The sequence below is a fragment of the Falsiruegeria mediterranea M17 genome (genome assembly GCF_900302455.1).
Taxonomy (GTDB): Bacteria; Pseudomonadota; Alphaproteobacteria; order Rhodobacterales; family Rhodobacteraceae; genus Falsiruegeria; species Falsiruegeria mediterranea.
Map to the genome: position 1 here is coordinate 196062 of NZ_ONZG01000009.1, position 18466 is coordinate 214527.

Here is an 18466-nt window from a genome sequence, read left to right on the forward strand (position 1 = left end):
TGGCCTAAATCACCGGCATGAAACGTAGCATTCTGATCCATCCCGACCCGCGCTTGAAAAAGCTGTGCGATCCCGTTGCCGATATTTCGGACGATTTGCGCAAGCTGGCCGATGACATGCTTGAAACGATGTATGAGGCGCCCGGCATCGGCCTGGCCGCGCCGCAGATCGGCGTACTCAATCGCCTGATCGTGCTCGATTGTGTTAAGGAAGAGGGCGAGACGCCCCGCCCGCTGGTGATGTTCAACCCCGAGGTGGTGTCCTCCTCGGACGATCTGAACGTCTATGAAGAGGGCTGCCTCTCGATCCCGGATCAATATGCCGAAGTCACCCGCCCGCGCGAGGTCGAAGTGGCGTGGATGGACCAGAACGGCAATGCTTGCCAAGAGGTGTTTGATGGTCTTTGGGCCACGTGTGTGCAGCATGAGATCGATCACTTGGATGGCAAGTTGTTCATCGACTACCTCAAGCCGCTGAAACGGCAGATGATCACGCGCAAGATGCAAAAGCTCAAGCGCGAGCGGGCGCGCGCCTGAATGGCGGTGCGGCCGATCCTGACCTGGCCCGACGACCGGCTTGCGACTCAATGCGCGCCGGTGACGGAACCAGAGGACACGTTGATCGCAGACTTGTTCGATACGATGTATGCTGCAAATGGCCGAGGCTTGGCCGCGCCGCAGATTGGTGTACTCAAGCGCGTATTTGTTATGGATTGCGGCTGGAAAGAGGGCGAGCCGACGCCCTTGGCAATGATCAACCCCTTCATCATGGCGGCCGAGAGGGCCGAGGTGATAGGGGCCGAGGGCTGTCTGTCGATCCCCGGCATCATGGTCACGGTTTCGCGTCCGAAAGCTGTCACCGTGCAATGGACCGCACCCGAGGGCGACATTCACATGGCTGATTTCGACGGGTTCGAGGCGCGCTGCATCCAACACGAGTTTGATCATCTCAACGGCATGGTCACCTTTGACCGTCTTGACGAAGTCGCCCGCCGCACAGCCGAGGCGCATTACAGGGAAATGAACGCATGACAGTTCGCAAATGCCTGCCGTGGCCCGACAAGCGACTGCGCACCAAGGCCGAGCCGGTGAGCGAGGTCACCGATGACATACGCGAGATCTGGACCGACATGATTGACACGATGGAGGCAATGCCGGGGGTGGGCCTCGCGGGCAACCAGATCGGCGTTATGCTGCGGTTGGCCGTTGTCGATGGTTCCACCGAACGGGGCCGGGCTGTGCGGATGGCCAACCCCGAGATCCTGCACTCCTCGATCGAGCTGCGCGAACATGATGAGGCCAGCCCGAACCTGCCGGGCATGTCGGCCAAGATCAAGCGACCGCGCGCGGTCACGGTGCGGTTCCTGAACGAGGATGGCGCGGTGGACCGGCGCGACTTTGTCGGGATCGAGGCCACAAGTGTGCAGCATCAGATCGACCACCTGAACGGCAAGATGTATTTCGACCGCCTCAGCAAGGTTAAACGCGACATGCTGCTGCGCAAGGCAAAGAAACAGAACGGCTGAGGCCAAAATCCGAGCAGGGGAACGTGATGCGCATCATCTTCATGGGAACGCCCGAGTTTTCGGTGCCGGTGCTGGATGCTCTGGTTGATGCTGGGCATGAGATCGCCGCTGTCTATTGCCAACCGCCGCGCCCGGCGGGACGGGGCAAGAAAGAGCGCCCGACGCCCGTGCATGCACGGGCGGTGGAGCTTGGGTTGGATGTGCGCCATCCGATATCCCTGAAAGGGGCGGATGAGCAGGCGGCCTTCTCTGACTTGAGAGCGGACATTGCGGTGGTTGTGGCCTATGGCCTGATCCTGCCGCAAGCGGTGCTGGGCGCGCCTGAAAAGGGATGCCTGAACATTCACGCCAGCCTTTTGCCGCGTTGGCGCGGGGCCGCGCCCATTCATCGCGCGATCATGGCGGGTGATGCCGAAACCGGTGTGTGCATCATGCAGATGGAGGTGGGGTTGGACACTGGGCCAGTCCTGTTGCGCGTGGCCACGCCGATTGGCGGCGAAGAGACGACCGCGCAGTTGCACGACCGACTGTCAGGTATTGGCGCGCAGGCGATTGTCGACGCTTTGGAACACTTGCCCGGTTTGACGCCCGAGGTGCAACCCGAAGAGGGTGTGACCTATGCTCAAAAGATCGACAAGGTCGAGGCGCGGGTCGATTGGAGCAAACCGGCGATCGAAGTCGACCGACAAATTCGCGGCCTGTCCCCGTTCCCCGGCGCCTGGACTGAGATTGACGGACAGCGGGTGAAACTGCTGGCCTCGCGGCTTGCCGATGGCACGGGCTCGGCGGGTATGGTGTTGGACGACGCGCTGACTGTGGCCTGTGGCGAGGGGGCCGTGTCCCTGTTGCGCTTGCAACGGGCGGGTAAGGGTGCGCAGGATAAGGACGTGTTTCTGCGCGGTATGCCGGTGGCCAAGGGTGCGCAGCTCTGAAAGGGATGACGCGATGTTCATGACGTTGATGGGGACCGTGGTGATTGCCGGGATCATTGGCTATGCCTCGGAACGCACGGGGTGGACCCACAATGGCATCCTGCAGTCGATGATCATCTGCATCGGCGGTGCGTTTCTGTTCTATTTCATCCGCATCATGTTCGGGATCGGTTTTGCCTCTCCGGGTATGAACGCCATCGTGTCGAGCATCGGGGCGTTGGTCATCGTGCCGTTCCACTGGAGGAAGTGACATGACGGTTGTTGCGCTTATCGTAATCGGGGCGGCGGCCGGGTTTCTGGCAACGCGGCTGATGCGGATCGAGGCCGACATTCCCACCACCATGTTCATCGGCATCATCGGCGCGCTTGTCGGCGGTTTTGTCCTGCGCTTTCTGTCAAGCGTGATGGGAATCCTCTCGGGCTTTGTTGGTGCCGTGCTGGGCGCGCTGTTGGTGATCTGGATCTGGAAGACCTATTTTCACAAGCGCTGACAGGGGGTTGACCTGGCAGGTCTTTGATCGCCAACTGCCCGAAACTGGGTTTCAGGGCGGAGGGCGCGATGATCACAAACGCAACGACACAGGATCTGGAAGTAGGTGACGTGGCTCTGATGGGCGTGCCGTTGGATCTGCATAGTTCATTCTTGCAAGGTCCAGCCTTTGCCCTAAATCGAATCCGCGAGGCGCTGCAATCAGGTGCGGCGAACCTGACGGCTGAGGATGGCACCGATTTGGGCGCAACCGATCGTGTCAAGGACACCGGCGATCTGGATGTGTTCGAACAACGCGGCCCTGAACCGATTGCCGCAATCGAGGTAGGCGCGGGTGCACGCATCGACAAAGGCGCACGGCTCCTGTCCCTCGGTGGGGATCACTCGGTGGCCTATCCACTGATCAAGGCACATGCCGATCGGTACCAGGGGTTGAACGTTCTGCACATCGACGCCCACCCCGATCTATATGATCAACAGGACATCGGTCCGCTTGGGCATGGCTGCCCGTTTGCGCGGGTGATGGAGACCGGCAAGATCAAGCGCCTGATGCAGGTGGGTATTCGGACGATGAACGCCCACCAACGAGAGCAAGCAGACCGCTTTGGGGTGGAGGTCGTGGACATGCGCAACTGGCGCAGCGATCTGACGCCATCGTTTGACGGGCCGGTGTATCTGTCACTCGATCTGGATGGGTTGGATCCGGCCTTTGCGCCAGGGGTGTCACATCACGAACCGGGGGGCCTCAGCACGCGTGAGGTCATCGACCTGATCGCGCGGTTCCAAGGGCAGGTGATTGGGGCGGATATAGTCGAATTGAATCCGCATCGCGATCCTTACGGCATGACGGCCATGGTGGCTGCCAAATTCGTCAAGGAGATCGGCGCACGGCTCTTGCGCTGAGGATGCTACCTGCGCGGCCTATCGGCCTTGCGTCCTGCGGACGGCAGGGGGCCAGGCTCACGCGGGCAGAGCCCGCGTGAGCCTGGCCCAACGGGAGGAGATGTTTCGCCAGAAACTTCGACGACGGGCGGGAGCGCCCCTTAGCTGCGGTCGCGCGGTGGACGGCTTTTGTAGACTGGCAGGCGCCAGCCAAACAGCAGAGAGCCGGCGCGTAGACCCCAACAGGACAGCGCAGCCAGTCCAAGAGTGGTGAGTTGTGGAAGGTCTTGTGCGTGGGCCACAAGTGCGACGCAGGATCCGACCAACGCGCAGGTGACGTAAAGTTCGCCTTGCTTCAGAACAAGCGGGATTTCGTTGCAGACCACATCGCGCATCAACCCACCCAGACAGCCGGTCGTCATGCCCATCAAAACCACAATAACCGGAGGTTTATCCAGAGTCAGGGCAACACCCGTCCCTGCAGCGACGGCGATGGCCAATGCAAAACTATCAAGCCAGATTAACCAGTTGTACCGACTTTCCACCAGATGCGCGGTGAAGAATACCATTAGCGCAGCCGAGGCCGCGATCACGACATAGGTGGGCTCTCCAACCCAGAAGACCGGGTGCCGGTCCAGCAACAGGTCACGCACGGTGCCGCCGCCAACAGCCGTGAGACAGGCCACGAATGCAAATCCCACCAGATCCAGCTGCGCACGGCTGGCCACCAAAGCGCCGGTCAGGGCAAAAACCAGGACCGAGGCGTAGTCCAGCAGGGCAACGGCGTTCACACCTTGGCTTTCTTGGGTTTGAACGGCGCCATACCCGCGCGCGCCAACTCATCGGCGCGTTCGTTTTCAAGGTGGCCTGCGTGGCCTTTGACCCACTCCCAGGTGACATCATGGCGTTGTTGCGCCTCATCAATGCGTTGCCACAGGTCGACGTTTTTCACGGGCTTTTTCGAGGCGGTCTTCCAGCCGTTTTTCTTCCAGCCAAAGATCCATCCTGTGACACCATTTTTGACATAAGCGCTGTCGGTGACGACGGTGATCTTCGATGGCCGCTCTAGCGCTTCAAGCGCGTTGATTGCGGCCAGCAGCTCCATGCGGTTGTTGGTGGTTTCGCCTTCGCCGCCCTTCAGTTCGCGTTCCTTGACAACCGTCTCACCATCCATCGCACGCAAGAGCGCACCCCAGCCGCCTGGACCGGGGTTGCCCGAGCACGCTCCATCCGTATAGGCAAAAAGTTCAGGCATGTGCAGTCACCGTGATCCAATCAGATGCCGTGCCGTCCAGTCCGACGCCGTTGCCAAGGCGATGGGCGTCAATGACAAACCCGGCCTCGGTCAAGAGCTGTTCCAGCTCGACTTGTGTGTAGTAAGTGTAAAGGCGCCCGATCTTGTCGCGCGCTTCACCGGTTCCCAGTTTGAGGCCGATGTGAAATCGCCCACCTGGTTTGAGGGCGGAATGCAAGGCGCTCAGGTGTCGGGGCATGTCCGCGCGCGGGGTGTGGAGCAGGCTGAAATTGGCCCAAATCCCATCATAGATTGCCTCGCCCGCGATCTCATCGAACGTTGCTTGCCAGGCGGTCACGCCGGGATGTTTGTCCGCCATCTCGACCATGGAGGCCGAGGCATCGGTTGCGTCAACTGTAAGTCCTGCGGCTGCCATCACGGCGGCCGAGGCGCCGGGGCCGCAGCCCAGATCCAGAACTCGCCCGCCTTGGGCGCAGGTTTCAATGAACTGAGCCAATAGTACATCGGCCTGGTTCACGTCATCGGTGCGCTCGGCGTATTCGCCTGCTTTTGCGTCATAGACGCGTATGGTTTCAGGATCGCTCACAGCAGCACTCCAACCGCAAGGCAAGCCACGACGATCGTGGTCAGCAGGATACGCAAGGACATCCACCACGCAGGGGTCACGCCCCAACGGGAGAATGCAGCATCCAATAGCAGCAACCCCAGAAACCCAAAGATCAGGTTGGTGGCCGCACCAACAGGACCACCGCCTGTCATGAAGAACGCCCACAGCGCCGGGATCACTGACAGGACGTAACCGGTGGCAGCTTGCGCGCCTTCAACCTTAGTGGCAAAGCCCCACAGGACGCCTGACATAAAGCTCAGGATGATCGCGCCATAGAAGACCTGGATATATGGCCCGACAAAGCGTGGACCAAGTGCCGAAACACCCCAGTCCTGCAAGGCTGGGCTGAGATAGGTCAGGGCGCCCCAGACAAAGGGTATCAGACCAGCCAGACCCAAAATCAGCGGTGCGGCAGGGATACGCGTCATGCGCACACCATTGCAGTTCGGTCCGCGCGTGCGATGCAGGATGCACTCAATAAAAGCAGCTTTGATGTCAATTCGGCGCTCCCTTCAGATTATGTCCGCAGAACGCGGGGCACTTTGAATTCGACGTTTTCAACAGCGGTTTCGATGGTTTCGACAGTCACATCAAACCTGTCACGGAAAGCTTCGATTACTTCGTTCACAAGTAGTTCGGGCGCCGAGGCACCGGCCGTAATTCCGACCGAAGTGATACCCTCTAGCGCGCGCCAATCGATGTTCTCGGCACGCATTACGAGCTGGGCATAGTTGCAACCCGCCTTTGAGCCAACCTCGACCAAGCGGCGCGAATTTGACGAATTGGGCGCACCCACAACAAGCATGGCATCCACCTTGGGCGCGATGGCCTTGACTGCTTCTTGCCGGTTGGTGGTGGCGTAGCAGATATCTTCCTTGTGGGGGCCGACGATCTTGGGGAAACGTGCTTGTAGGGACGCGACGATGTCTTTGGTGTCGTCGACACTGAGCGTCGTTTGCGTCACATAGGCGATGTTGTCCGGATCGCGCACTGGCACGGTGGTCACGTCGTCGACGGTTTCCACCAGTAACACCTCTCCCTCTGGAAGTTGCCCCATGGTGCCGATGGTTTCGGGGTGGCCCTTGTGGCCAATCATGATCATCTGCAGACCCGCCTCGGAATGGCGCTGTGCTTCGACATGCACCTTGCTGACCAACGGGCAGGTGGCGTCGACATAGACCATGTTGCGGCGGGTGGCCTCCGCCGGGACGGATTTTGCCACGCCGTGCGCGGAAAAGATCACCGGGCGGTCGTCGGGGCAATCGTCCAATTCTTCGACAAAGACGGCGCCTTTGTCGCGCAGCCCGTCGACCACGAATTTGTTGTGTACGATTTCATGGCGGACATAGACGGGCGCACCCCATTTCTCGAGCGCCATTTCCACGATCTTGATGGCGCGATCGACACCGGCACAAAACCCGCGTGGTGCGGCCAGGTACAAAGTGAGGGGCTGTTTGCTCATGTTGGCGTCTCCTTGCGGGCGACTGGTAAGGCTTTGCTGACGTCAGGTCCAGTGCGGGATGTTGTCACGAATCTGACATGGGCGCCTTGTATCACCTAGGCATAGAGTGACCTGGGTATAGTTCAACGAACTTGCGAGGCCTTTTTCGGCCATGTGGGTGAGTGATGCATAGATTTAAAAAGACCCCGATCCGCAAGGATCGGGGTCTTTATTCTGACGACGCTTGGGGGCAGTGTCCGGCACACCCAATCACCAAAGGCGCGGTGCCGTGCTTATTGCCCGGCTGCGGCAGCGACGCTGCGCGGTTCCATCGGCATTTCGCGCGGCGGACGTCCGATGACGTCACGCAGTTCTTCGAGCTCGATGAAGTTGTCGGCCTGGCGGCGCAGTTCGTCCGAGATCATTGGCGGCTGACTGCGAATGGTCGACACGACCGAAACGCGCACACCTTGGCGCTGCAGGCTGGCCACCAGCGGGCGGAAGTCGCCGTCGCCGGAAAACAGCACGATGTGGTCAACGCGGGGCGCAAGCTCCATGGCGTCGACCGTCAGTTCGATGTCCATGTTTCCCTTGACCTTACGACGGCCCATGCTGTCGGTGTATTCCTTCGCGGGCTTTGTCACCATGGTGAAGCCGTTGTAGTGGAGCCAATCAACGAGGGGGCGGATTGGCGAGTATTCGTCATTTTCCAGGAGCGCTGTGTAGTAAAAAGCACGAAGCATCTTGCCGCGGCGCATGAACTCTTGGCGCAGCAGTTTGTAGTCGATATCGAAGCCTAGTGCTTTGGCGGCGGCGTAAAGATTCGAACCGTCGATGAACAGCGCTAGCCGTTCGTCTTTGTAAAACATAAATATGTCCTTCCGGTATAATCCATTCGCCTGTTGTCCGTGAGTGAGTGCTTAAATCGGCGAAATGGTGCCTTTAACTTAGGAGAATTCGCGTGTTCCGCAAGTATGATATCTTTATTTGCAGGGGTCAATGTTGACACAATCTCGGTCAAAAGCGGTTATTGCGTTGGGCGGAAACCTACCTTTTCAAGGAGACGACCCTAAGGTGACCTTGCGGCAGGCGGTCGATCGTGCCGCAAAAACTGGATTGGTGATTCGCGAAATTAGCCGATTTTACCGAACCCCCTGTTTCCCGCCCGGGGCTGGTCCAGACTATGTCAACGCGGCGGTTCGCGTCGAAACCGAATTGTCTCCGGCCGGGCTTTTGCAGCTGTTGCATGACGTCGAACATGAGTTCGGTCGCGCACGCGCGCAACGGTGGGGGATGCGGACACTGGATTTGGACATTCTACTATTCGATGATCTCGTGCTGCCAAATCTGGAGGTGTTCGAACGGTGGCACGGCCTGCCGCTTGAGGAGCAGGTCCGTGCGACGCCTGAGCAATTGATCCTGCCGCATCCGCGTTTGCAGGATCGGGCTTTTGCTTTGATTCCCGCACGCGATGTCGCTCCGCATTGGGCCCATCCGGTGAGTGGCAAGACTATCGAGCAAATGTGTGCAGAATTACCCGAAGATGCTGTTGTCGAAGTAGAGGCGTTATAAGCCGCGCCAGCTGTGTCGATTCCCGCTTGTCAAGCAGGGGATTCGCGCTTACATACACCCCTTCTGGACAAGGTTTCACTTTGGAGATTGCCCAATGGCCCGCGTGACGGTTGAAGACTGCGTAGACAAGGTACCGAACCGGTTTGAACTGGTTATGCTTGCCGCACATCGTGCGCGCGAGATTTCTGCGGGTGCGCCAATCACCGTGGATCGCGACAACGACAAGAACCCTGTCGTGTCGCTGCGCGAAATCGCTGACGAAACCCAGAGTGCTGCAGACCTGCGCGAGCGCCTGATCGAGAGCAATCAATCTCAGATCGAGGTGGACGAGCCGGAAGAAGACCAAATGGCTCTTCTGATGGGTGCGGATTCCGACAAGCCGGCCGAGGACGACATGTCCGAAGAAAAGCTGCTGCGTGCATTGATGGAAGCACAAGGCCAAGGCTAAACCGCCGCGAAAGGATGCGGACCGGACATGATTGCAGCCGAAGATCTGATTGCGCTGGTCCGCAACTACAATCCAAAAACGAATGCCGAGCGCCTCACCGATGCCTATGACTTTGGCGCGGAGATGCATGACGGGCAGTTCCGCCATTCCGGCGAACCCTACTTTACGCACCCTGTCGCTGTTGCCGCCATATTGACCGAGCAACGGCTGGACGATGCGACCATCATCACAGCCCTGCTGCACGATACGATCGAGGACACCAAGGCGTCTTATGGCGAGGTGGCGAAACGCTATGGCGACGAGGTCGCGATGCTGGTGGATGGTGTCACCAAGCTGACCAACCTCCAACTGTCGAGCCGCGAAACCAAACAGGCCGAAAACTTTCGCAAGCTGTTCATGGCCATGTCCAAGGACCTGCGCGTCATCCTGGTCAAACTGGCTGACCGTCTGCACAACATGCGCACGATCAAGGCGATGCGCCCGGAAAAGCAGGTGGTCAAGGCGCGCGAAACCATGGACATCTACGCGCCGCTGGCTGGCCGCATGGGCATGCAATGGATGCGCGAAGAGCTTGAGGATCTGGCGTTCCGTGTTCTGAACCCTGAAGGGCGTCAATCGATCATCCGCCGCTTCATCACCTTGCAGCGCGAAACTGGTGACGTGATCCACCGTATCACCGGCGACATGCGCTACGAGCTGGAGAAGGCCGGGATCGAGGCCGAGGTGTTTGGCCGCGCCAAGAAACCCTATTCGATCTGGCGCAAGATGCAGGAGAAAGAGCAGGGGTTCTCGCGCCTTTCAGATATCTACGGGTTCCGGATCATCACGCAGTCCGAAGAAGACTGCTATCGCACATTGGGGGCGATCCATCAGCGATGGCGCGCGGTTCCGGGGCGGTTCAAGGATTACATCAGCCAGCCCAAGTCGAACGGCTATCGGTCGATCCACACCACGGTGTCGGGGCGCGATGGCAAACGGGTCGAGGTGCAGATCCGGACCCGCCAGATGCACGACGTGGCCGAAACGGGTGTTGCGGCGCATTGGTCGTACCGGGACGGCGTACGCACTCAGAACCCCTTTGCCGTGGACCCGGCCAAGTGGATTGCAAACCTGACCGAGCAGTTCGACAGCGAAGAAGATCACGAGGATTTCCTCGAAGCCGTCAAACTTGAGATGTATTCTGACCAGGTGTTCTGCTTCTCGCCGAAGGGTGATGTGGTCAAGCTGCCGCGCGGGGCAACGCCGTTGGACTATGCCTATGCCATCCACACACGGATCGGGCATGCCTGTGTAGGGGCCAAGGTGGACGGTATTCGCGTGCCGTTGTGGACGCGTTTGAAAAACGGACAATCGGTCGAGATCATCACCGCTGAAGGTCAGACGCCGCAGGTGACCTGGTTGGACATCGCGGTTACTGGTAAGGCGCGCACCGCCATCCGCCGTGCTCTGCGTGAGGTGGATCGCGAACGCTTCATCAAATTGGGGCAAGAGCTGGCGCGCTCGGCGTTCGAGCATGTACAGCGCAAATCGACGGACAAGGCGCTAGATACTGCGGCCAAGAACCTGCGCCTGAAAAATCGCGATGAGTTGCTTGCGCGCCTTGGAAGTGCCGAGCTGACGGCGCACGACGTGGTTCAGGCGGTCTATCCGGAATTGGCGCCGGACGAGGGCGATGCAATCCCGTTGCGCCGCGCCGTGATCGGTCTGGAACCGGGGCAGAGCTTTGAGCGCGCGCCGTGTTGTCAGCCGCTGCCGGGTGAGCGCATCCTGGGCATCACATATCGCGGTAAGGGCGTCGTCGTGCATTCCATCGATTGCGACCGGCTCAGTGAGTTCGAGGATCAGACCGAGCGCTGGGTCGATTTGCATTGGCATGCGGGAACCCACCCGGCCGTCTATGGAACAACTCTTGATTTGACGATTGGCAACGACGCCGGTGTCCTGGGACGCATTTGCACATTGATTGGCGAGAAAAAGGCAAATATCTCGAACCTGGAAATTGTAGACAGGAAACCGGACTTTTACCGATTGATGGTCAACGCAGAGCTGCGGGATGTTGAACAGCTGCATTCTTTGATGTTGATGCTCGAAGCGGAAAGCGACGTGGCCGCTGTTGAACGGTTTCGCGAGAAAAACCCGGGGAAACCCGGGTCCAGCTAAAGCCGATTTGGCACGGAAAGGAACACGCGGGTGGTATTCAAACGCCGAGACCGACGCACGCCAGTGCAGATCGCCTCGGAATTCGTGTATCCACGTGGCGGTTGGACCCGAGCCTTTCATTACGTCAAGCACCGTGTGCGCCGCCTGCCGGATTCGCCTGAACGCATCGCACGTGGAATTGGGGCAGGGGTGTTTGCCGCATTTACCCCGTTTTACGGGATCCATTTTTTTATTGCCGCGCTTGGTGCTCGGTTGATCAATGGCAACATCCTGGCCGCGCTCAGCGGGACGTTTTTTGGCAACCCGCTGACCTACGTGCCCATCGGCGTCATCTGCCTGCAGTCAGGGCATTTCCTGTTGGGAACCGAATTTGACGAGGGCGACAAACGCAGCTTTCTGGGCAAGTTCGCGGATGCGGCGGGGGATCTCAAGGACAACACCATCGCGCTGTTCACAAGTCGCGAGGCGGATTGGCACGACTTGGGTGTTTTCTATGATGAGGTGTTTTATCCCTACATGATCGGGGGGATCATTCCGGGGTTGGTGGCCGGTGCCATCTGTTATTACCTCAGCGTGCCGGTAATACGGGCCTATCAGCAACGGCGCCGGGCCAAGATCAAGGCCAAGTTCGACGCCATCCGCAAAAAAGCCGAAGCCGAGGCTGACCCGCTATCCAAAGCGGACTAGGCTCTGGCCGAATTGAACAAGAGGAAGCGAAGCATGTCGGGCAACAAACTGCGCCTTGGTGTGAACATCGACCACGTCGCCACAGTGCGCAATGCACGGGGTGGGGCCTACCCTGACCCGCTGCGTGCGGCCAAACTGGCTGAAGAGGCCGGCGCTGATGGTATCACAGCGCATCTGCGCGAAGATCGCCGCCATATCTCGGACGCCGACATTGACGGGTTGATGGAGGTTCTGTCGGTTCCACTGAATTTCGAGATGGCCGCGACCGAAGAAATGCAGAAGATTGCATTGCGTCACAAACCTCATGCGGTGTGCATTGTCCCGGAAAAGCGCGAAGAGCGCACTACCGAAGGCGGGCTGGAGGTCGCGCGCGAGGAAAATCGCTTGGCACACTACATCGCGCCGCTGCGCGAGGCGGGCTGCCGGGTGTCGATCTTTATCGCCGCCGACCGTGCCCAGATCGAAGCGGCCCATCGGATCGGCGCTGAGGTGATCGAGCTTCACACGGGCGCCTATTGCGACGCCCACGCCGAGGAGCGTTTTGAAGAGCGTGACCGCGAGTTGGAAAGCCTACGCGAGATGTCGGCCTTTGCCAATTCACTGGGGTTGGAAGTGCATGCAGGCCACGGGCTGAGTTATGAGACGGTCAAGCCGATTGCAGCATTTCCCGAGGTGATGGAGCTCAATATCGGCCATTTCCTGATTGGCGAAGCCATCTTTCGGGGAATGACACCCGCGATACATGAAATGCGCCGCCTGATGGATGAGGCGCGCGCATGATCACGCCGGGGTTCGTCGCGATCTGGATTGCCTGGTTGCTGGCGGGCGGCTCACCGGGCCCCGCCACCATGGGCATTGCCGGGACCGCGATGACGGAAGGGCGCCGGGCTGGTTTGGCCTTTGCGCTTGGCATCTGCGCGGGATCGGCTGCGTGGGGCATTGCGGCAGCTCTGGGGTTGTCCGCGATCATGCTGGCCAATGTCTGGGTGTTTGAGGTGATCCGCTATGTCGGAGTTGCCTATTTGGGGTGGTTGGCAATCAAGGCGTTGCTGCGGGCGTTGCGATCAGACGAGGTCGCCCTTGGCAATCCGGTGACAGGCCCGCTTGGCACGATCTTTGCCAAAGGCGCGGCGATCCACCTGACCAACCCCAAGGCGATCCTGAGCTGGGGATCAATCTATGCCATCGTGGCCCCCAATGACGCTAGCCTTGCCATGCTTCTGGGGTACTTCGGAATGCTATATGCGGGATCGCTGCTGATTTTCATCGGCTATGCATTTCTGTTCTCGTCCGCGCGCATGGTCAGCGGCTATCGCCGCGCACGGCGTTGGTTTGATCTGGCCTTTGCCGGGTTCTTCGGGTTGGCGAGCTACAAAATCCTTACGGTCCGGTTGTCATGATCCTGGGCATCGGCACCGATCTGGCAAACATCGAGCGTATCCAGGGCACACTGGATCGGTTCGGCGATCGGTTTCGCAACCGTGTGTTCACAGATATCGAACAGCGCAAGGCTGAACGGCGCCATGACACGGCTGGAACCTATGCCAAACGCTGGGCCGCGAAAGAGGCTTGCTCCAAGGCGCTTGGCACTGGCTTGCGTATGGGGATCGCGTGGAAAGACATGGCCGTTACCAATCTGCGCACCGGGCAGCCGGTGATGCATGTGACCGGCTGGGCCGCTGAGCGTTTGAAAGAGATGACGCCCGAGGGGCACGAGGCCATCATTCACGTGACTTTGACCGACGATCACCCTTGGGCGCAGGCCTTTGTGGTGATCGAGGCGCGGCCTGTAGCCGATGCCGCGCGCGAACCTTGACTTACTCTGACCCCGCCCGCATGTAGCCCCAAACACTTTATTGGATCGATTGGATCGGAGAACCGAATGGCCACCAAAGCCAAATCAGGAAACGCCATCTTGGAGACGATAAAAACCGTCGTCTATGCCCTGCTGATTGCTGGTGTCTTTCGCACGCTGTTTTTTCAACCGTTCTGGATTCCGTCGGGTTCGATGAAGGAAACGCTGCTGATCGGTGATTTCCTGTTCGTGAACAAGATGGCTTATGGCTATTCCTATGCGTCTTGCCCCAGCCTGATCGTCGATGCCGAAGATATCTGTGGCTGGGCCAAAGGCGACAATACGCGCATTTGGGGCGGCGAGCCCGAGCGCGGCGATGTGGTGGTGTTCCGTCACCCGGTGTCGGGACGCGACTACATCAAGCGTTTGATTGGCCTGCCAGGTGATAAGGTCCAGATTAAGGACGGGTTGCTGTATCTCAACGGCACGGCAGTCAAGGTTGAAGACGATGGCGTGTTCGAAGAGGTCTATGCCGAGCAAGGCCCGCAACGCCTGCGCCCGCGCTGTGAGAACGGACCCGTAGGTGAGGGAGGTCAGTGCCAGAAATCGCGCCAGATCGAAACGCTACCCAATGGGACCAGTCACGCGATCCTGAACATCGGCAACCAGGCGTCGGACCACACTGGCATCTACACGGTGCCCGAGGGTCATTACTTCTTCATGGGGGACAACCGCGACAACTCCAGCGACAGCCGCTTGCCGCAGTCGGCTGGTGGTGTGGGATTCGTGCCGTATGAAAACCTGATTGGTCGCGCGGATCGCATCATGTTCTCGTCCGCCGGCCGGTCGATGCTGTTCTTCTGGACCTGGCGCGGTGATCGCTTCTTCAAGGGGGTCGAGTGAAACTTTCGGCCGAAATGAAAGCGTTTCAAGAGCGGATCGGGCATGAGTTTGCCCGGCCCGAACTGTTGGTGCGCGCGCTGACCCACGGGTCAATCTCTTCCCCCACACGGGGCGACAACCAGCGGTTGGAGTTTCTCGGTGATCGCGTACTGGGGCTGGTGATGGCCACGGCGCTGCTGGATCACGACAAGAAAGCGACCGAGGGCCAGCTGGCGCCGCGCTTCAACGCATTGGTGCGTAAAGAGGCCTGTGCCGATGTCGCGCGCGAGATTGATCTGGGTGTGGTGCTGAAACTTGGTCGATCCGAGATGATGTCGGGTGGTCGCCGCAAGCAAGCCCTGCTGGGCGACGCGATGGAGGCGGTGATTGCCGCAGTCTACAAGGACGGTGGATTTGACGCGGCGCAGGCAATGATCCTGCGGCTGTGGGGCAACCGCGTGACGACCGTTGAGGCGGACGCGCGCGACGCCAAGACCTCGCTTCAGGAATGGGCGCAGGCCCGAGGCCAGAAACCGCCCGTGTACGAGCAGGTGTCCCGGTCGGGGCCAGATCACGCACCGGTCTTTACCATCGTGGCACGCCTACAGGACGGGACCGAGGCCAAGGCCACCGCAGGGGCCAAGCGGCAGGCGGAACAGGCCGCTGCCAAGGCGCTGCTTGAAGCTTTGGCCAAAGCTTAGGCCACAAAGGTTTGCGGGCTCTGGCCCTTTCGGTGAAACTCGGTTAGATACCGCACCTTCGAAAAAATGAGGTTGTCCATGACCACACGTGCCGGATTTGTCGCTCTGATCGGTGAACCCAACGCGGGCAAGTCCACGTTGCTCAACCGCATGGTCGGCGCAAAAGTGTCGATCGTGACCCACAAGGTGCAAACCACCCGCGCCCGCATTCGCGGCGTGGCGATGGAGGGTGACAGCCAGCTGGTTTTTGTCGATACACCTGGCCTATTTCAACCGCGCCGTCGCCTGGATCGTGCCATGGTCGCAGCCGCTTGGGGTGGGGCGGCGGACGCCGATGTCATCGTGCTTTTGATCGAAGCGCACCGCGGCATCACCGAAGGTGTGGAGCGTATCCTGGAGGGTCTGGAGGAGATCGGGCAGGGGCGCACCGTAGCGCTGGCGATCAACAAAATCGACAAGGTGCAGTCCGAAGTTTTGCTGGGGCTGACCCAGGATTTGAACGAGCGGTACGCATTCGCGGAAACCTTCATGATTTCGGCTGAGCGTGGCTATGGTGTCGACGACCTGCGCGGCTGGCTGGCGGGCAAGCTGCCGGAAAGCCCGTGGCTCTATCCCGAAGATCAGATCGCGGATCTGCCAATTCGCATGATCGCGGCCGAGATGACGCGCGAAAAGCTGACCCTGCGCCTGCATCAGGAACTGCCGTATCAGTTGACGGTCGAGACCGAGAATTGGGAAGAGCGCAAGGACGGCTCTGCCAAGATCGATCAGGTGATCTATGTCGTGCGCGACGGCCACAAGGGCATCGTGCTTGGCAAGCGTGGCGAAACGATCAAGGCGGTGAGCCAAGCAGCGCGGGCCGAGTTGGAAGAGTTCTTGGACCGCAAGATACACCTGTTCCTGCAGGTCAAGGTGCGGCCCAACTGGCTGGACGAGGCCGAGCGCTATTCCGAGATGGGTCTTGATTTCAAAGACGGAAACGCATGACCCGGCTGACGGCCGAGTTTTGGGTTCAGGCCTATCTGGCGCGTCTCAGGTTTCAGGAAATTCCTGCCTTTGTCGTCGCGCACGGTGACGACACCGCTGGGGCCGTTCTGGTCAAGCTGAATACGTTGGACGGGCAGGCCGCAGCCTATCAAAGAGAATACAACCTGATGACTGGGGAACGGACCTGGTCCGAACTGGCATCAGGTGCCGAGATGGATGTAGATGCGGCCATTGCGCGCCAACGCGGGTTTGACCCCGATCTGTGGGTGATCGAGGTCGAAGATCGCCAGGGGCGGCATCTGCTTGGGGACGAGGGGCTGGAATAGACCGTCACCAATTTCCGGTTTTGGTGACGATGTCATGGCCTGTGGCATTGGGAGCGCCGCCCGCGAACTCTCTGACTTTGCCTGCAAATTCCTTGAAGTAAGGCTGGGATTGCACATGCGCAAGGGTTTCGGCGCTGTCCCAACGACCCCAATGGATGCGGGTTACTTTGTCATCGGCCACCGCCACTTGGTACGAGAAGCGGCCGTCCAACTCTTGGTCCGCATCCAACGCTGAAATAAAGGCGTCGACGGCGTTTTGCCAGACTGTTTCGTCGCCGCTAAAGGCATATGTGATTGTGATTGCGCGCATGGCGTCACTCCTTTTTAACGCTTTAGTTAAATAAATGTGGCAGCAAGCGAGGAGTCAAGTGGGCTTGCAGCGTCTCGCGGGTTGCGTTCTGTTAGCCTTGGATGTTTTGAGGGACCGTTTTTTGGATTGGCGCGATCATGGAATTTTGCTGACGGTCAGGCGCCACGGAGAGACGGCGGCGATCATCGACGTGTTCACCGAAGGGCACGGGCGTCATGCGGGTGTTGTGCGTGGTGGCACCAGCCGCAAGGTTGCTCCGATCCTACAGCCTGGTGCCCAGCTGGACCTGCTGTGGCGCGCACGGCTTGAGGATCACCTGGGCAGCTATCAGGTTGAACCGCTGCGCAGCCGGGCGGCTGTGGCGCTGTCGGGGCGGTTGCCGCTGTCGGGTCTGAATGCGGTGACAAGCCTGCTGGCTTTTGCCTTGCCCGAGCGCGAGCCGCATGCGGATTTATATCGACGGTCAGAGCAGCTCTTGGATTTGTTGGGACAGGACGAGATCTGGCCGCTGGCGTATTTGCGGTGGGAAATGGCCTTGCTGGATGAGTTGGGGTTTGGGATGGATCTGTCGGCCTGTGCGGTGACCGGGTCGGACCAGGACCTAGCTTACGTTTCGCCCAAATCGGGGCGCGCCGTCTCGCGTACAGGGGCTGGGGAATGGGTCGATCGGCTGTTGGACCTGCCTCCGGTTATGCGGGGCCAAGGAGGCGCCTCGGACGACGAGGTGGCTCGAGCTTTGCGTACCACCGGGTATTTTCTGGAACACAGATTGGCGCCCGCATTGGGATCGCGCCCTTTGCCTGAGGCGCGAGGTCGGTTCTTGGACGCCTTTACTCGGAGGCTGTGAATACCATTTCGTTGCCCGCATCACTGCGCAAGATCAGGGTATTCCCGGACACCTCGGATTGGGTCATCAACAAGAGCGCTGCGAAATAGGTGCCTTCTTCAACAAGGTGGGGGCATTCAGAGGTGTCGGCACCGAACGCTTTGAGTTCGAACCAGGGGTAGGGCGCGTCGAGGGTGGCGCGATAGGCATTGCACGGAGCCTGCCCGGCTATCCGGCCGGTTTCGGGGAAGGTCAGGGTGATGGGAACAGAGAAGCGGCCTGCGTCGATGCTCTGCAATTCCCAGGTCAGCCCCGCAGCACCATAAGCTGCGATGGTCTCGTCTGAGCTGCACTGCAGCAGGGCGAGAAATGGCAAAATGAGCAAGGTTCGCATTGCGGCTCTCCGGATGGGTATGTTGTTGGTATCTGAGGTCCCGGGGGCTCTGCAATGGGGGAGTGCTCCCGCCCGTCGTCAATGTCCCTGGCGGGACATCTCCTCCCGTTGGGCCAGGCTCATGCCGTCCGCAGGACGCAAGGCCGGAGGCCGCGCAGATTTTGGCAGTGGATTGTCAGATGAACGGGAGCGCTGGAAAAGAAAAGGCCCGGCGTTTGAAACCGGGCCCAGTCGGGGAATGTTCTG

General features: G+C 59.7%; 27 protein-coding genes. 19 read left to right on the forward strand and 8 right to left on the reverse strand.

All coding sequences use genetic code 11. The annotated features are described in order from the left end of the window. Positions 1 to 17 precede the first annotated feature (17 nt). The 7 genes from def (TRM7615_RS17845) (at position 18) to speB (ending at position 3850) form a co-directional block, all read left to right on the forward strand. On the forward strand, positions 18 to 536 hold the full coding sequence (gene def, locus TRM7615_RS17845) for a peptide deformylase (protein WP_108789986.1): 519 nt from the start codon (positions 18 to 20) through the stop codon (positions 534 to 536). After that, complete coding sequence (gene def, locus TRM7615_RS17850) at positions 537 to 1031, forward strand: peptide deformylase (RefSeq protein WP_108789988.1); 495 nt, start codon at positions 537 to 539, stop codon at positions 1029 to 1031. Then, positions 1028 to 1525, forward strand: a complete 498-nt coding sequence (def, locus tag TRM7615_RS17855; RefSeq protein WP_108789990.1) for a peptide deformylase — start codon at positions 1028 to 1030, stop codon at positions 1523 to 1525. The genes def (TRM7615_RS17850) and def (TRM7615_RS17855) overlap by 4 nt, the downstream gene beginning before the upstream one ends. A gap of 26 nt (positions 1526 to 1551) precedes the next feature. Then, the gene (fmt, locus tag TRM7615_RS17860; protein ID WP_108789992.1) at positions 1552 to 2457 is read left to right on the forward strand and encodes a methionyl-tRNA formyltransferase; all 906 of its coding nucleotides are present in this window, start codon (positions 1552 to 1554) and stop codon (positions 2455 to 2457) included. A gap of 13 nt (positions 2458 to 2470) precedes the next feature. Next, positions 2471 to 2707, forward strand: coding sequence for a hypothetical protein (locus TRM7615_RS17865; RefSeq protein WP_108789994.1), 237 nt, complete (start codon positions 2471 to 2473; stop codon positions 2705 to 2707). Between the two features lies 1 nt (position 2708). Beyond that, positions 2709 to 2948 (forward strand): GlsB/YeaQ/YmgE family stress response membrane protein, encoded by a 240-nt coding sequence (locus TRM7615_RS17870; protein WP_108789996.1) that lies wholly within the window; start codon positions 2709 to 2711, stop codon positions 2946 to 2948. Between the two features lie 68 nt (positions 2949 to 3016). After that, positions 3017 to 3850 carry an agmatinase gene (gene speB, locus TRM7615_RS17875; protein WP_108789998.1) on the forward strand — a complete coding sequence of 278 codons (834 nt, stop codon included), beginning with the start codon at positions 3017 to 3019 and terminating at the stop codon, positions 3848 to 3850. 140 nt (positions 3851 to 3990) lie between these two features. Here speB and TRM7615_RS17880 read toward each other — a convergent pair whose 3' ends face one another. From TRM7615_RS17880 to TRM7615_RS17905, 6 genes are all read right to left on the reverse strand, one after another. Then, positions 3991 to 4620: a trimeric intracellular cation channel family protein gene (locus TRM7615_RS17880; RefSeq protein WP_108790000.1), complete on the reverse strand. Its 630-nt coding sequence runs from the start codon at positions 4618 to 4620 to the stop codon at positions 3991 to 3993. After that, positions 4617 to 5084, reverse strand: coding sequence for a ribonuclease HI (gene rnhA / locus TRM7615_RS17885; RefSeq protein ID WP_108790002.1), 468 nt, complete (start codon positions 5082 to 5084; stop codon positions 4617 to 4619). The genes TRM7615_RS17880 and rnhA overlap by 4 nt, the downstream gene beginning before the upstream one ends. Next, the gene (locus TRM7615_RS17890) at positions 5077 to 5670 is read right to left on the reverse strand and encodes a class I SAM-dependent DNA methyltransferase (RefSeq protein WP_108790004.1); all 594 of its coding nucleotides are present in this window, start codon (positions 5668 to 5670) and stop codon (positions 5077 to 5079) included. Before TRM7615_RS17890 ends, rnhA begins: the two co-directional genes overlap by 8 nt. Beyond that, positions 5667 to 6119 carry a DUF3429 domain-containing protein gene (locus tag TRM7615_RS17895; RefSeq protein WP_108790006.1) on the reverse strand — a complete coding sequence of 151 codons (453 nt, stop codon included), beginning with the start codon at positions 6117 to 6119 and terminating at the stop codon, positions 5667 to 5669. The genes TRM7615_RS17890 and TRM7615_RS17895 overlap by 4 nt, the downstream gene beginning before the upstream one ends. Before the next feature lie 89 nt (positions 6120 to 6208). Further along, positions 6209 to 7153 (reverse strand): 4-hydroxy-3-methylbut-2-enyl diphosphate reductase, encoded by a 945-nt coding sequence (gene ispH / locus TRM7615_RS17900; RefSeq protein ID WP_108790008.1) that lies wholly within the window; start codon positions 7151 to 7153, stop codon positions 6209 to 6211. Positions 7154 to 7425: 272 nt separating this feature from the next. Next, on the reverse strand, positions 7426 to 8001 hold the full coding sequence (locus tag TRM7615_RS17905; RefSeq protein WP_085794315.1) for a LabA-like NYN domain-containing protein: 576 nt from the start codon (positions 7999 to 8001) through the stop codon (positions 7426 to 7428). A gap of 130 nt (positions 8002 to 8131) precedes the next feature. Here TRM7615_RS17905 and folK point away from each other — a divergent pair, with 130 nt between their 5' ends. The 11 genes from folK (at position 8132) to TRM7615_RS17960 (ending at position 16690) form a co-directional block, all read left to right on the forward strand. Then, positions 8132 to 8704: a 2-amino-4-hydroxy-6-hydroxymethyldihydropteridine diphosphokinase gene (gene folK, locus TRM7615_RS17910; protein ID WP_306417732.1), complete on the forward strand. Its 573-nt coding sequence runs from the start codon at positions 8132 to 8134 to the stop codon at positions 8702 to 8704. A 94-nt stretch (positions 8705 to 8798) separates the two neighbouring features. Continuing rightward, positions 8799 to 9152, forward strand: a complete 354-nt coding sequence (gene rpoZ, locus TRM7615_RS17915) for a DNA-directed RNA polymerase subunit omega (RefSeq protein ID WP_108790010.1) — start codon at positions 8799 to 8801, stop codon at positions 9150 to 9152. A gap of 27 nt (positions 9153 to 9179) precedes the next feature. After that, positions 9180 to 11312: a RelA/SpoT family protein gene (locus TRM7615_RS17920; RefSeq protein WP_108790012.1), complete on the forward strand. Its 2133-nt coding sequence runs from the start codon at positions 9180 to 9182 to the stop codon at positions 11310 to 11312. Between the two features lie 30 nt (positions 11313 to 11342). Further along, complete coding sequence (locus tag TRM7615_RS17925) at positions 11343 to 11999, forward strand: DUF2062 domain-containing protein (RefSeq protein WP_108790014.1); 657 nt, start codon at positions 11343 to 11345, stop codon at positions 11997 to 11999. 33 nt (positions 12000 to 12032) lie between these two features. Next, positions 12033 to 12779 carry a pyridoxine 5'-phosphate synthase gene (locus tag TRM7615_RS17930; RefSeq protein WP_108790016.1) on the forward strand — a complete coding sequence of 249 codons (747 nt, stop codon included), beginning with the start codon at positions 12033 to 12035 and terminating at the stop codon, positions 12777 to 12779. After that, positions 12776 to 13399, forward strand: coding sequence for a LysE family translocator (locus TRM7615_RS17935; protein ID WP_108790018.1), 624 nt, complete (start codon positions 12776 to 12778; stop codon positions 13397 to 13399). The genes TRM7615_RS17930 and TRM7615_RS17935 overlap by 4 nt, the downstream gene beginning before the upstream one ends. Then, positions 13396 to 13815 carry a holo-ACP synthase gene (gene acpS / locus TRM7615_RS17940; protein ID WP_108790020.1) on the forward strand — a complete coding sequence of 140 codons (420 nt, stop codon included), beginning with the start codon at positions 13396 to 13398 and terminating at the stop codon, positions 13813 to 13815. The genes TRM7615_RS17935 and acpS overlap by 4 nt, the downstream gene beginning before the upstream one ends. A 66-nt stretch (positions 13816 to 13881) precedes the next feature. Continuing rightward, the gene (gene lepB / locus TRM7615_RS17945) at positions 13882 to 14697 is read left to right on the forward strand and encodes a signal peptidase I (protein ID WP_108790022.1); all 816 of its coding nucleotides are present in this window, start codon (positions 13882 to 13884) and stop codon (positions 14695 to 14697) included. Continuing rightward, positions 14694 to 15377, forward strand: coding sequence for a ribonuclease III (gene rnc, locus TRM7615_RS17950; RefSeq protein ID WP_108790024.1), 684 nt, complete (start codon positions 14694 to 14696; stop codon positions 15375 to 15377). Before lepB ends, rnc begins: the two co-directional genes overlap by 4 nt. A 78-nt stretch (positions 15378 to 15455) precedes the next feature. Continuing rightward, positions 15456 to 16364, forward strand: coding sequence for a GTPase Era (gene era / locus TRM7615_RS17955; protein ID WP_108790026.1), 909 nt, complete (start codon positions 15456 to 15458; stop codon positions 16362 to 16364). Then, positions 16361 to 16690: a DUF1491 family protein gene (locus TRM7615_RS17960; protein ID WP_108790028.1), complete on the forward strand. Its 330-nt coding sequence runs from the start codon at positions 16361 to 16363 to the stop codon at positions 16688 to 16690. Before era ends, TRM7615_RS17960 begins: the two co-directional genes overlap by 4 nt. Positions 16691 to 16694: 4 nt before the next feature. On the opposite strand, the gene TRM7615_RS17965 is transcribed toward TRM7615_RS17960, so the two are convergent. Next, entirely contained in the window at positions 16695 to 17000 is a 306-nt protein-coding gene (locus TRM7615_RS17965) for a hypothetical protein (protein ID WP_108790030.1), read from the reverse strand. A 121-nt stretch (positions 17001 to 17121) separates the two neighbouring features. Here TRM7615_RS17965 and recO point away from each other — a divergent pair, with 121 nt between their 5' ends. After that, positions 17122 to 17847, forward strand: a complete 726-nt coding sequence (gene recO, locus TRM7615_RS17970) for a DNA repair protein RecO (protein ID WP_108790032.1) — start codon at positions 17122 to 17124, stop codon at positions 17845 to 17847. Here the strand turns inward: recO and TRM7615_RS17975 are convergent. Continuing rightward, on the reverse strand, positions 17831 to 18220 hold the full coding sequence (locus tag TRM7615_RS17975; protein ID WP_108790034.1) for an META domain-containing protein: 390 nt from the start codon (positions 18218 to 18220) through the stop codon (positions 17831 to 17833). The two genes, recO and TRM7615_RS17975, sit on opposite strands and share 17 nt — an antisense overlap. Between the last annotated feature and the right edge of the window lie 246 nt (positions 18221 to 18466).

Bases quoted from the DNA above. Each gene is read 5' to 3' on its own strand.
- def (WP_108789986.1), top strand. From the start codon at position 18: ATGAAACGTAGCATTCTGATCCATCCCGACCCGCGCTTGAAAAAGCTG.
- def (WP_108789988.1), top strand. From the start codon at position 537: ATGGCGGTGCGGCCGATCCTGACCTGGCCCGACGACCGGCTTGCGACT.
- def (WP_108789990.1), top strand. From the start codon at position 1,028: ATGACAGTTCGCAAATGCCTGCCGTGGCCCGACAAGCGACTGCGCACC.
- fmt (WP_108789992.1), top strand. From the start codon at position 1,552: ATGCGCATCATCTTCATGGGAACGCCCGAGTTTTCGGTGCCGGTGCTG.
- TRM7615_RS17865 (WP_108789994.1), top strand. From the start codon at position 2,471: ATGTTCATGACGTTGATGGGGACCGTGGTGATTGCCGGGATCATTGGC.
- TRM7615_RS17870 (WP_108789996.1), top strand. From the start codon at position 2,709: ATGACGGTTGTTGCGCTTATCGTAATCGGGGCGGCGGCCGGGTTTCTG.
- speB (WP_108789998.1), top strand. From the start codon at position 3,017: ATGATCACAAACGCAACGACACAGGATCTGGAAGTAGGTGACGTGGCT.
- rnhA (WP_108790002.1), bottom strand. From the start codon at position 5,084: ATGCCTGAACTTTTTGCCTATACGGATGGAGCGTGCTCGGGCAACCCC.
- TRM7615_RS17895 (WP_108790006.1), bottom strand. From the start codon at position 6,119: ATGACGCGTATCCCTGCCGCACCGCTGATTTTGGGTCTGGCTGGTCTG.
- ispH (WP_108790008.1), bottom strand. From the start codon at position 7,153: ATGAGCAAACAGCCCCTCACTTTGTACCTGGCCGCACCACGCGGGTTT.
- TRM7615_RS17905 (WP_085794315.1), bottom strand. From the start codon at position 8,001: ATGTTTTACAAAGACGAACGGCTAGCGCTGTTCATCGACGGTTCGAAT.
- folK (WP_306417732.1), top strand. From the start codon at position 8,132: ATGTTGACACAATCTCGGTCAAAAGCGGTTATTGCGTTGGGCGGAAAC.
- rpoZ (WP_108790010.1), top strand. From the start codon at position 8,799: ATGGCCCGCGTGACGGTTGAAGACTGCGTAGACAAGGTACCGAACCGG.
- TRM7615_RS17920 (WP_108790012.1), top strand. From the start codon at position 9,180: ATGATTGCAGCCGAAGATCTGATTGCGCTGGTCCGCAACTACAATCCA.
- TRM7615_RS17930 (WP_108790016.1), top strand. From the start codon at position 12,033: ATGTCGGGCAACAAACTGCGCCTTGGTGTGAACATCGACCACGTCGCC.
- TRM7615_RS17935 (WP_108790018.1), top strand. From the start codon at position 12,776: ATGATCACGCCGGGGTTCGTCGCGATCTGGATTGCCTGGTTGCTGGCG.
- acpS (WP_108790020.1), top strand. From the start codon at position 13,396: ATGATCCTGGGCATCGGCACCGATCTGGCAAACATCGAGCGTATCCAG.
- lepB (WP_108790022.1), top strand. From the start codon at position 13,882: ATGGCCACCAAAGCCAAATCAGGAAACGCCATCTTGGAGACGATAAAA.
- era (WP_108790026.1), top strand. From the start codon at position 15,456: ATGACCACACGTGCCGGATTTGTCGCTCTGATCGGTGAACCCAACGCG.
- TRM7615_RS17960 (WP_108790028.1), top strand. From the start codon at position 16,361: ATGACCCGGCTGACGGCCGAGTTTTGGGTTCAGGCCTATCTGGCGCGT.
- TRM7615_RS17965 (WP_108790030.1), bottom strand. From the start codon at position 17,000: ATGCGCGCAATCACAATCACATATGCCTTTAGCGGCGACGAAACAGTC.
- TRM7615_RS17975 (WP_108790034.1), bottom strand. From the start codon at position 18,220: ATGCGAACCTTGCTCATTTTGCCATTTCTCGCCCTGCTGCAGTGCAGC.